The sequence below is a fragment of the Cupriavidus sp. 05N39 genome (assembly GCF_056397325.1).
In genome coordinates, this window is the sequence record NZ_JBFTNE010000053.1 from 16377 (window position 1) to 27970 (window position 11594).

8 protein-coding genes are annotated in these 11594 nt (G+C 67.3%); 1 reads left to right on the forward strand and 7 read right to left on the reverse strand.

Going from position 1 to position 11594, the window contains the following annotated elements; translation table 11 throughout:
* Positions 1-15 precede the first annotated feature (15 nt).
* The 7 genes from kce to AC1DN0_RS23890 all read right to left on the reverse strand — a co-directional run bounded on the left by kce (position 16) and on the right by AC1DN0_RS23890 (position 10631).
* On the reverse strand, positions 16-939 hold the full coding sequence (gene kce / locus AC1DN0_RS23860) for a 3,5-dioxohexanoate:acetyl-CoA acetone transferase (protein WP_441628358.1): 924 nt from the start codon (positions 937-939) through the stop codon (positions 16-18).
* Positions 936-3659, reverse strand: a complete 2724-nt coding sequence (locus AC1DN0_RS23865; protein WP_477146055.1) for an indolepyruvate ferredoxin oxidoreductase family protein — start codon at positions 3657-3659, stop codon at positions 936-938. The genes kce and AC1DN0_RS23865 overlap by 4 nt, the downstream gene beginning before the upstream one ends.
* Before the next feature lie 101 nt (positions 3660-3760).
* Positions 3761-5086: an OmpP1/FadL family transporter gene (locus tag AC1DN0_RS23870; protein WP_441628354.1), complete on the reverse strand. Its 1326-nt coding sequence runs from the start codon at positions 5084-5086 to the stop codon at positions 3761-3763.
* Between the two features lie 69 nt (positions 5087-5155).
* On the reverse strand, positions 5156-6124 hold the full coding sequence (locus AC1DN0_RS23875) for a fumarylacetoacetate hydrolase family protein (protein WP_441628352.1): 969 nt from the start codon (positions 6122-6124) through the stop codon (positions 5156-5158).
* 13 nt (positions 6125-6137) lie between these two features.
* Positions 6138-6734, reverse strand: coding sequence for a VOC family protein (locus tag AC1DN0_RS23880; RefSeq protein ID WP_045240902.1), 597 nt, complete (start codon positions 6732-6734; stop codon positions 6138-6140).
* Positions 6731-8671, reverse strand: a complete 1941-nt coding sequence (locus AC1DN0_RS23885; protein WP_441628350.1) for an FAD-dependent monooxygenase — start codon at positions 8669-8671, stop codon at positions 6731-6733. Before AC1DN0_RS23885 ends, AC1DN0_RS23880 begins: the two co-directional genes overlap by 4 nt.
* Positions 8672-8756: 85 nt before the next feature.
* The gene (locus AC1DN0_RS23890) at positions 8757-10631 is read right to left on the reverse strand and encodes an FAD-dependent monooxygenase (protein ID WP_441628348.1); all 1875 of its coding nucleotides are present in this window, start codon (positions 10629-10631) and stop codon (positions 8757-8759) included.
* 230 nt (positions 10632-10861) lie between these two features.
* On the opposite strand from AC1DN0_RS23890, the gene AC1DN0_RS23895 reads away from it, so the two are divergent.
* On the forward strand, positions 10862-11590 hold the full coding sequence (locus AC1DN0_RS23895) for a TetR/AcrR family transcriptional regulator (RefSeq protein ID WP_441628346.1): 729 nt from the start codon (positions 10862-10864) through the stop codon (positions 11588-11590).
* Positions 11591-11594 lie beyond the last annotated feature (4 nt).

The following is an 11594-nucleotide window of genomic DNA, read 5'->3' on the forward strand; positions in this document are numbered from 1 at the left end:
GGACCACCTTCCRCTTCAGAAGCCGACGTTATTGCGCCCCTTCAGTTTCAGCAGCGACCGCGCTTCTTCCGGCGTGGCGACCTCGAGCGACAGCGCCTCGATCACACTGCGCGCCCGCAGTACCTGCGCGGCATTGCTGTGCGCGAGCCTGCCGGGGCCATCCCACAGGGAATCCTCCAGCCCGACGCGCACATTGCCGCCGACCGACGCGGAAATCGCCGCCAGCGGCATCTGATGCCGTCCGGCGCCCAGCACCGACCAGACGTAGTCACTGCCGAACAGCCGGTCCGCGGTACGGCGCATGTGCATCAGGTCCTCCACATGCGCACCGATGCCGCCCCGCAGCCCGAACACGGACTGAATCAGCAGCGGTGGCGTCAGGAGCGCGCGATCGAGGAAGTGGGCCGCCGTGTAGAGGTGCCCGATGTCGTAGCACTCGATCTCGAACCGCGTCTGGTTTTCACTGCAGGACTGGAGAATGTATGCGATGTCCTTGAACGTGTTCCTGAAGATGCCGTCGTAGCTTCGCTCCAGGTAGGGACGCTCCCACTCGTGCCTGAGGTCCTTGAAGCGGTCCAGCAATTCGTACAGGCCGAAGTTCATCGTGCCCATATTGAGGGACGCGAGTTCCGGCCGCAACTGCGGCGCGGGCTGCAGCCGCTCCTCGACGCTCATCGTCGGCGCGCCGCCCGTGGTCAGGTTGATCACCACATCCGAAGCCGCCTTGATGGCCGGTGCGAACCGGCGAAATAGCGCCGGGTCCTGCGAAGGACGTCCATCGCCGGGATCGCGCGCGTGGAGGTGAACGATGGCGGCGCCGGCCTGCGCGGCGCCAATCGCGCTCGCTGCAATGTCCTCAGGCGTGACAGGCAGATGGGGCGACATGGATGGCGTGTGGATGGACCCGGTAATGGCGCAGGTGATGATGACTTTGTTCAAGATGCTTCCTCGTCGGGAAATGGGTTCGAGCGGGCCTTGTCCCGCCTGGCGAAGCCGGACTGCGCCTGCCGTTCCCGGACATGCCCATACCCGCGCACGCTGGCGGGCCAGGCCAGCAGTTCCCGCAAGCGCTCGGCGGGCCATTGCACCGCCACCTGTTCAATCGCGTCGAGGTCTTCTTCGTAGGCATCGCGCACGCGGCGATTCAGTACCGCCTCCGCGCCGCGTGCGAACGGGTCGAGCCAGCTGCCACGCAGGAAGCGCACGCCGGCCAGCATGCGGAACATGGGACGTATCCAGCCGCCAACGCGTGTCTTGCCGACCTTTCCGGTAAGTTTGTCCAGCTTGCCGAAGGGGCCGCCCGCCAGATGGAAGCCAATCTTGAACTCGCCTTCGAACGCATCGCGCAGGGACTGCAGGAACTCGGGCCTGGCATACAAGCGCGCCACCTCGAACTCGTCCTTGACCGCAAGCACGCGAAAGTACTGCGTCGCCACCTGACGGACCAGGGCCTCGGCGTCGCTGCGGCCTGCCAGCGTGCGCTGGACCGCCGCGATCCGCTTGCGGTAGCGATCGGCAAGCGCCGTGTTCTGATAGCCGACAAGTCGCCGGGCCCGGTCCTCGATCAGCCCGGCCAGCGATCCGCCCGCCGTCATCTGCATCCGGACCACCTGCACGGGCGCCAGCAGCCGCAGTACCGCCGCGTTGTCATGCGCGAGCCACCGGCCTAGCGCGAACGCCTTCTGGTTGGTGGCGGCCGCCACCCCGTTGAGTTCGATGGCCTTCTCCATCGCGGGCCGCCGCACCGGGATCGCGCCCTTCTGCCAGGCGTAGCCAAGCAAAAGCATGTTCGAGAGAATGGCATCGCCAAGGAGTTGCCGCGCCAGCGCCGCCACGTCGATAAATTCGGTTCGCCCGCCCAGTGCCGCGGTCAGCCGCTGCCTGAGACCTGTCTCATTGGCCGACCAGTCCGGCTGGCTGGTGAAGTCACTGGTGGGAACGATCTCGGTATTGACGAAGGCGCGCGCCAGCCCCGGACGCAACCGCGACAGGGCGTCGGCGCCGGCCGCGACGATCAGGTCGCATCCCAGCAGGACATCGGCTTCGCCGCTGCCGATGCGCGCGGCGTGCAGCAGTTCCGCGCTGGGGGCAATCCGGATATGCGACCCGACCGCACCGTACTTCTGGGATAGTCCGGTGATGTCCAGTGAACTGCCGGCCTTGCCATCCAGGTGCGCCGCCATGGTCAGCACGGCGCCAATGGTCACGACGCCGGTGCCGCCGATGCCCGCCACCAGGATCGACGCCGGTTCGAAATCGCCCGGGATGGCGGGGTCCGGCAGCACGGGAATCTTCAGTTCGCCTGGCGTGCCGCCCTTGGCTTCAGGCCGGCGCGGCTTTGCCCCGTCGAGCGTCACGAAGCTCGGGCAAAAGCCGCGCACGCACGACATGTCCTTGTTGCACGACGACTGGTTGATCTGCCGCTTGCGGCCCAGCGCCGTCTCCAGCGGCTCGATGGCCAGGCATCCGGACTGGTCGCCGCAATCGCCGCAGCCCTCGCAGACTTCGGGGTCGATATAGGTCCGCACCGGCGGGTCGGGCAGCTTGCCGCGCTTGCGCAGCCGCCGCGCCTCCGTGGCGCAGGCCTGGTCGTAGATGAGCACCGACAGCCCGGCGTATTCGCGCAGCTCGCGCTGCACGGCCTCCAGCGCCGCGCGGTCGTATACCGGCACGTCCAGCGCTGCGCGGCGGCGCTGGTCGTAAGCCGTCACGTCATCCGTGACCACGACGAGCTTCCTGATCCCCTCCGCGCGCAACTGGGCGACAGCCTTGTCGACGCTCAGCTCACCGTCGACCGGCTGGCCGCCCGTCATGGAGACAAAGCCGTTGAACAACAGCTTATAGGTCATCCGCAGATTGGCTGCCAGCGCCTGGCGGATCGCCAGATAGCCGGAATGGAAGTAAGTCCCGTCGCCCATGTTGGCGAAGACATGGGGCTCGTTCGTGAACGGCGCCTGCCCCATCCACATCATCCCCTCGCCACCCATGTGCGAGACGGTGTGCGTCTTCTTCGGGTCGTTCAGCATGGCAATGGTGTGGCAGCCGATGCCTGCCAGCGCCCTGCTGCCGTCCGGCAGCCTACCCCGCAAGCCGAAGTCGATGATGTCCTGGACGTTCGCCGGGTACAGCACCGGAATGCCTGCCGCGATCAGCGAGAAGTCAGACTGGTGCGCGGTGGTCGACGACTTCGCGCTATGGTCGTCGCCCGCCAGGACCAGCACGCCGCCGGCGGCACTGGTGCCGGCCAGGTTGCCGTGCTTCAGCGGATCGCCGCTGCGATCGACGCCCGGCCCCTTGCCGTACCAGATGCCAAACACGCCTTCCACCGTGGCGCCGGGAAAAGTGCCGACGTATTGCGTGCCCCAGATGGCAGTGGCGGCCAGGTCCTCGTTGACGCCGGGCTGGAAGCGCACGTTCATTGCCTGCAGCAACGGCTGGATGCGCCACAGCTCCATGTCGAGCCGCCCCAGCGGCGATCCGCGGTAGCCGGAGATAAAGCCCCCGGTATTCTTGCCCAGGCGCGCATCGATGCGGCGCTGGTCCAGCGCGATGCGCAGGATCGCCTGGTTGCCGGTGAGGAAGACCTTGCCGGCGAGTTGCTCGAAGCGGTCGTCCAGCCGGGGCGACGGCAACGCCGTTGGCTCCGTGCGCGCGTTCATGGCTGACCGCCTGTGAGTACCCGGTTACCGCTGGCACGCGGAATAAGACAAGCCGTCATCGAAACGAACTCCGTGATGAATGATTAAGGTATCGATGGCAATCAGAAGCGCTGCGAGTACTGCACGCCGATGCTCTGCTGCCGCGTCGACAGGGTTTCCCGGCCGGCTACCGTGGGATTGCCTGAAAGTTGTGTGGCAACGGCCGAACCCAGTGCCGAGCTGCCGGTGGTGGTGTAGCCGGGAGACAAGGAGTAGAAGACCGACCATTTGCTGTTCGGCCCGGTCGCATAGCCAAGTCCGAGCGTGTAGTGCCGGCGGAACGTGGCAGGCGAGGTGACGTTGCTGGCCGTGTCCTCATCCGCGTAGGCCGCACTGTTTAGTGAAACGCCCCCCGACACGTGCAAGGCGGGGGTCACCTGGTAGCGCACACCGAGCTTGAAGACATTCATGTCCTTCCACCCATTGCCCGGGCCGCCGCCGCTGCCGCGCAAGGCGGTGCCGTCGAAGGGGCGATTGCCGAGCCCGGACGTTCCCGAATAGTTGATGCGCTGGTAGTCGAAGAGAAAGGACAGGTCGGGCGTGGGCGACCACTGCATGCCGGCCAGCATGTTCTCCGGAATATCCAGGCGGCCCTGGTCCGCCAGCAAGCCCTCATATTCCGTGAGCCGTCCCATCCGGATACGGGGCGAGTACGCCGCGCCGAAGCTGAGCGTATCGCTGGCACGCCAGTAGGAACCGATGCGCATCCCCACGCCGAACGAGGACGCCGTGCCCTGGTTGGTCAGGTGGTCCGGCGCCGCCGATTGCGGGGCCAGCGCCTGCAAACCCTCGGCACTGAACAACTGGGCCGCGATCAATAGCGAGAAGCCGACCGAGACCGTATCGGAAACCCGTGCGGATACCGTTGGCGCTATCGTCAACTGCTGGATGGTGGTGGTGGCCCTGCCGTTGCCGCATAGCACATTGCCACGGTAGGTGGCGCCGGGCGCCGCCGGCGGCGGTGCGAGGCAGGTTGTGGCGCTGCCCGTGAAGTAGGTGCCCGCGCCATTGCTATAGCCGACGAGGCTCAGCGACAGGTCGGGACCGATCATCTTGCTGACCGCCATGTCGGCAAGCGGCACCCAGCGGTTCGCGCTATCCGCGCGGGTGTCGAGCACGCCGGTCAATGGCGGCGGCAGGCCCGCCGAGCGGCTCATGCTGGTCCGGCCGTTGGTGGCGATCAGGTTGCCGTCGAAGCGGTTGCCGGCCCATACCGTGGTAGCGGGATTGCTGGCGCCACCAAACGCATCGCGCGTCGATGCGGCGGCGGCACCGGCCACGCCGCGCGCTTCGGCGCCGTAGCCAATCTGGAAGTAGCCGTTGTCGGCAAGCGCAAGCGCGGGGCACAGTGCTGCCGCGGACGTGACGATCCACTGTTTCGAATTCACTGCTGTCTCCATTGTCATTGTTATGGCCGCGGGAATGTCTCTGCCTCCTCGCGGGGGGGCTTGATGCGATCAGTGGCCGGTGATCAGATTGGTCAGGACGCCAAGTCCGGCGATTTCAACCTCGACCCGATCGCCGTCGTGCAGGAAGCGCCACTGCTCGATGCCGGCGCAGTTCGGCACGCATCCGGTGGCGAGCAGCTCGCCACCGTGCAGGGTCTCGTTGGACGATGCATAGCTGACGATGCGGTCGATGCGATGGGTCATCCCCGAGGTGCTGCCTTTGCCGCGCACCTCACCGTTGACGCGCACGATGACGTCGAGCGCATGCGGGTCGCCGATCTCATCCGCGGTGACGACCCAGGCGCCGAGACTGTTGCTGCCATCGAAGTCCTTGCCCTTGGCCGGGCCCGCGCTGGGCCGGGCGCGCATCTCCTTCATCAGCTGCGCGCGTTCGGAGAAGTCGTTGAAGATCACGTAGCCGAACACGTGCGACATCGCCGCCGCGCTGTCGATGTTCTTGCCCGGACGCCCGACGATGACCCCAAGCTCGGCCTCGTAGTCCAGCCTGGTGCCCGGCGCGGGCCGGCGCACCCTGTCCCCGTGACCGGAAAGATTGAGGCGCGCGCCTTTGTAGTACATGGGCGTCTCAAAGAAGGCCTTCGGGACTTTGCCCGCGCCCAGCATGCGCATCAGCAAACCTGTCAGCGGGCTGACGCCATGCGCCATGACCTGCCGGAATGCATTGCTGAGATGCTGCTCGTACACGCTGAAGCAACGGATCTGCGGGGGACGGTAAGGAACCTGGAGCCGGACCTCCCCCAGCGCATGGACCCCCGGCGCGCGGCCCGCCCCGGCGCCTTCCGCCGCCAGTTTCCGAATGGCCGGCAGCGTCTCATCCTGATGCTCGATCAGCGCCAGCAGGGAAGCGAAGCGCGCGTCCCCTGAAAAGGAAGCGGTCACGTCCAGCACGCGGCCGCCCGAAAGCGAGAGCCCCACATGGCTCGCCACGTCCGCCGAGGAAAACGTACACAGTCTCACGGCCTTGACTCCCTCAGCGCAACGTCAGGAACTGGCGGCTGGTCACCTCGCCGGGCCGCATCAGCAGGCTGTCGGGTTCGCCCGCCTTGTAGCGTTCGAGCAAATGCTCCGGATCGAACTCGACGCCGATCGAGTTTTCGGCGAAGGCGCCCGAGCGGAACCAGGCCTGCAGGTCTTCCGGCGCCGCGAAGTTGTCAACCTGGAGTTCAGCCTGTATGCCGTCGGGGTCGCGGTAGTACAGCGACGTGGTCGGCCCATGGTTGATGCACCATTCCGGCTTGAGGGCGTGCGCCTTCAGGCGTTCATAGGTGTGAAGCAGGTCGCCGAGCGAGCCGAAGGTGAATGCCACATGGTCCAGGCCCGTACTCTCGCGCCGCTTGGGCTCGAAATTCGCGGCGTTGATCAGCGCCAGGCGATGGTGCTCTTCGTCGTAGGACAGGAAGCAAAGCAAGGCATTGCGGAACATCACGCGCGCGCCCAGCACGATGCTCCACCAATGGATCGCCTCGTCAAAGCGCCGCGTGGTGAGCACGATATGGGCGAGCTTCGCCGGGGGACGCGCGTCCGGGTCCGGGCAGGGGATAGGAAACTGGTCCATGATGTCGCTCATTGCCTCTCCTTCGTGAGGTGTGCCGCGCTTGCGGCGCTGGTGGTGATGGTGGTGATGGTGGTGACGGACTGGGAAACCAGGCGGGTGACAACGTCCCGCAACGCCGCCCGGGGATCGGCGCACTGACGCCGGCTGCGCCAGGCCACGATGCCGTCGCCGCGCAGCAGCACGGCGCCGGACTCGTCGATCTCCAGCGCCGCGGCGAATGCCGACGGGTTGATGCGAAACTGCGCGGCGTCGCCGCTGCCGACAAGCGGACACGCCACCTCGATGCCCCAGTCGGAATGCAGTTGCGACAGGGCCGCCTGCCAGCGCACGCGCTCCTTTTCGTTGACCAGCAGCGTCATCGGTGCGCGCCGCGCCAGGTCCCGCGTCGAGAGTGACTCGCCATCGCGTTCGCTCCAGAGATGGGGAACCAGCGAGCCGGGACTTGTGCTCGGCCAGTATTCGGCGCCGGCATGGGGAGACTGAGGGTGCGGATGCGGCTCGCGGCAGACGAATCCGACCGAATGCGCGTAGCCGAGATCGGTGCCCAGCGTCACGAACACTTCGCGCTGCTTGTCGATCGCCCTTCGCACTTTTTCCCGGGCCTCGGCGCCGCCGGGCTCCGCGGCCGCCAGATGGCCCAGCGGCTTCAGGCCGGCGCCCGTCACGGTACGGAACAGCCCTCGTGCCGCGCGCCTGGGCAGCATGCGCACCCACGCGGACCGGGAAAGCGCGGACAACGTCTTGAAGCCCGCAGGCTCCACGCCAGCCGCACGCAACACCGCGTCGGACAGTTCGCTCAGTTGCAGCGTGCGGCGCGCATGGGCATCCGCGCTCGCGGTCCGCTCGGCGGCATAACTGGACAACAGCCCTTGCGCGAGGTCGCCGCGGACGAAGCCGCCCAGCAGGATCTGCAGCCGCCACGCCAGGCTCGCCGCATCCTCGATGCCATGGTTCATGCCAAAGCCCCCGATGGCGGAGAATCCGGCGGCAGCGTCGCCTAACAGCATTACCCGGCCCACCCGGCAGGTCTCGGCGCGCCGCAGCGCCATGGCCCATGGCCGGACCGACTGGACCTTGACGTCGATGCTGTCATCGCCGATCGCCGCCCGCACCAGCGCCCGCGCCCGCGCGGCCGGCATCTCGCCAGCCGGCTCGATCTCCGGCAGCACCGCCGTCGACAGGACCCAGTCCTCGTCGTCGGCGGTGTGGGCCGTAAGCGTGCCCACCACCCGGGGGTTGAGGATCCAGTACAGCGGGCTTGGCCGCGACGTGTTCAGCCTGTCCAGCCGCGCACGGAAATGGATCTGCGCGACCGCCTGCAACGGCGTCTCGGCCGACCGCACCCCGAGCAGGCGCCGCACGGTGCTCTGCGCGCCGTCCGCACCCGCGACGAAGCGCGCGGTGCGCCGCACGCGCCGGCCGCTGCGCAGTTCGCGCAGCGTCAACACGCATCCGTCATCGTCTTGCGACAGCGCCTCCAGCTCGTATCCCGCCAGGAACTCGATCCGCTCGCTGCCCGCAACGCGCTGCCGCAAGATCGGATCGGTCACGTTCTGGGACAGGTGCAGCGGGCGGCAAGGCCCGCTGCCCAGCAGGCGCGCGGTATGCACCGGGTCGTTGCCGATCGGCACGCAGCGCCCGAGATCCACCCCCGCCAGCGACGTGCACCACGTGATGTAGCGAAGCTTGAGCGGCGCCGAACTGATCTCGCGCAGCGCCTCGGCAAGTTCGGCATCGATGGAGCGGATCACCTCCATCGCGCGGGCAGACCAGACGTGTCCGCGCGGATGCGTATCCGCATTCGGCTGGCGCTCGATCAGCACGCTGCGGATGCCGCGGCTGGCGAGGAGCAGGGCCAGCACGGAGCCTGCCGTGCCGGCGCCGACGATTGCAACGGGGGTGGGATGCCCACCCTGGCCGAGCGGCGCGGCTTCGGGATCGTGTGTCACAGGTAAACCTTCGCGAGAGTGTTGATGAGTGCCTGCGCGGCGGGGCGCGGCGACAGCCGGGAGCCTTGGCCCGGACCGGACGCGCTTACGAGACAGGCGCGACAGGCCGTGCGCCGGATGGCAGCGGTTCGCGTGACGGGACGGGGACTTGAAGCACCCGGCAAAGGGCGCCGAGCACGTCCTCCAACCGCGCGTCCGTCGCCGCCGCATGCCGCCAGGCGATGTGCCCATCGGGGCGCACCAGGATGGCGGCGTCGGGCAGCCCAAGGTTCCATGCGGATAGTTGCGGCCTGTCGGCGTGATGCGTGACGGCGTCGAGGTCCACGCCGTGCACGGCTACGCCGCCAAGCTGCTGGCTCGCTGACTCGGCAAGTCCGGCGCACGCCTTGCCATGGCGCCCAAAGCCGGCGAGCAGGAAGTGCCCATGGCCAACCAGATCGTGCGAAGTGGCGGGCGACCCCGGCACGCCTTGCAGCCGGAAATGCGGCAGCCGCGCGCCCGGCGTGAGCGACTGCGCCACTTCGAGTACGGGATTTGACGCCATCGGGGCCGCCGCGCCGCCACCGCAGACCGCCGCGCTCCGGTACACGTAGCCCAGGTCCAGGCCGAGCGTGTTGAAATGCTCCATCTGCGCCTCGGCGGCCAATTGCACGTTTCGCCGGATGCCCGCGAACCCGGGCGTAGCCGCCCGTTGCACTTTCCGGGTCCGCGAGTCGATCGGTGCGACCAGCAGGCGCTTCACGGCGGAGCGCAGCGCGGCGGGCAGCGCGCGGGCCGGCGCGCTGGCGCGCAGCCGCGCCAGCGTCGGCAGCTTGTCCTCATCAAGGCCCAATGCCGCGGTGACCTGCCGCATCTTGCGGTGGTTTGCCACGCTGACGCGGCTGTTCGTCTCGGCGACAGGCTTGCGCTCGTCGCCATAGGTATCGAGCAGCCCCGGGCCCGCCCACCCCTTCATCACGCAGGCCAGCTTCCACGCCAGGTTGTGCGCGTCGGCGGCGCCCGTGTTCAGCCCGAGCCCGCCGGTGGGCGGGAAGCGGTGCGCGGCATCGCCCACAAGGAAGGTGCGCCCCTGGCTGTATGGCGCGGCAATGTGAGCCTGCATCGTCCAGTTCGACAGCGACGTGATGCGCAACGGCAAATGGCGGTCGCCGAGCGCTGCCCGGAGAATGCGCTCGCAGCGGTCCGGCGGAAAGTCGGCCGGCGATTCGTACTGCGGAAAGTACGGTGTCATGAAAACCGAGTAGCGCGCCGCATCGTGCACGATGAAGGTGCCGGGCGCCGCGGCCGACAGGACCCAGAAGAGGATCGACGGACTGTCCTTGACCAGATGCCGGATATCCGCCTCGAAATTGATGGTGATGAGATGCGCCAGGTTGGTCTCCCCGACCATGGGCAACCCCAGGCTGCGGCGTACCGGGCTGCCGGCACCGTCGGCCGCGATCAGCCAGTCGCTGCGCACCCGGTACGTCTCGCCGGTCGCGACATCCTTCACCGACGAAACGGCGCCGTGCCCGCTGTGCTCCGCGCCCTGCCAGGCATGGCCGAAGCGCGTCTGGCAGCGAACGCGGCGCGACACCTGGGCAAACAGCAGGCGCTCAAGATGATGCTGGGGAATATTCGCCGTGCGCTTGCTGCTGGCGGCCTCCATGCTGGCGAGGTAGCCGGCGCTGCCGATATCGATGCGGGCCAGGTCCCCTTCGGCAAGGTTTTGCCGCCATGTCACGAAGCGCGCTTCGGCGGCATGGGTCGTGATACCCGCCAGTGCCTCGTCGGTGACGCCGATACCGGCCAGGATCTCCTGCGTCCGGGTGTTGATGACATGCGCCTGCGGCGCGAGATGCAGGTCATCGCGCTGCTCGACCAGCAGCGACTCGATGCCCTGGTCCGCCAGCAGCGCCGCCATCAGCATGCCGACCGGGCCAGCACCTACGATCAATACCGGAACATCCAACTCGCGCATCCCTGCCTCCCAATGTTGCTGGCCGCCTCACGGCCGCCTTGGGACGTGAATTTATACAAGTATAAGTCAAGATCACACTGGTACTTATACTTATATCAGTGAGACTTCGATGAGGACGCGAAGGGAGAGCCCGGCGAAGCTGCCACCCAGGCAGATGCCAGGGGGCAAGCCCCAGGCATGTGGGAGAATGCCGGGATCGTTACCGTGAGCGAAACGCGTCCTGAGCCACCATGCCCCCTGTCGATAGCCGGCACACCAAGACTCCCGCCCGAAAGCGCGCCACCGAAGCATCCGCCGCCACGACACCCGCCTCCCCCGCGGTCGAGGTATCGGGGCGACAGCGTCTGATCGAAGCCGCCGAGAGCGAGTTCACGCAAAAAGGATTCGACGGCGCCTCGGTCCTGTCCATCGCCAACCGCGCGGGCGTGAAGCAACCGCTGCTGAACTACCACTTTGGCAGCAAGGAAGGGCTCTGGCGCGCGGTAGTGGAGAATGCGTACGCGGGATCCCTTGCCGCATCCAGGCAAGCGGCGGATGCGCTCGATCGCTCGGATCCGCTCGCCCGCTTGCAAGCCGCGCTAAGGGCCTTCGCGGTGAGCAATATCCTGCATCCGGCAGCGCACTCCCTTGTCCTCATGGAAGTCGCGCAGGACGGTCCACGACTGGACTGGCTGGTGGACAACTACATGAAGCCGTTTCATGAGAAGCTCGATGCGCTGATTGCGGAGTGCCATGCGGCGGAATTGCTGAAGCCCTACCCGGCTGAGCATGCCAGCGTCATGATGACCGCCATGCTGACGGCGGTGCAATCGGCTACCCATCTGCTGAAGCGGCTTTATGGCGTGGGGCCCATGACGCCCGCGCAGGCGGACCAGCATGCGGAACAGGTCATCGATGTGCTGATGAATGGCATGGCAGCACACCGGCCAGGCAGACGGCGTACGGCAAAGCCCGGCTAGTTCC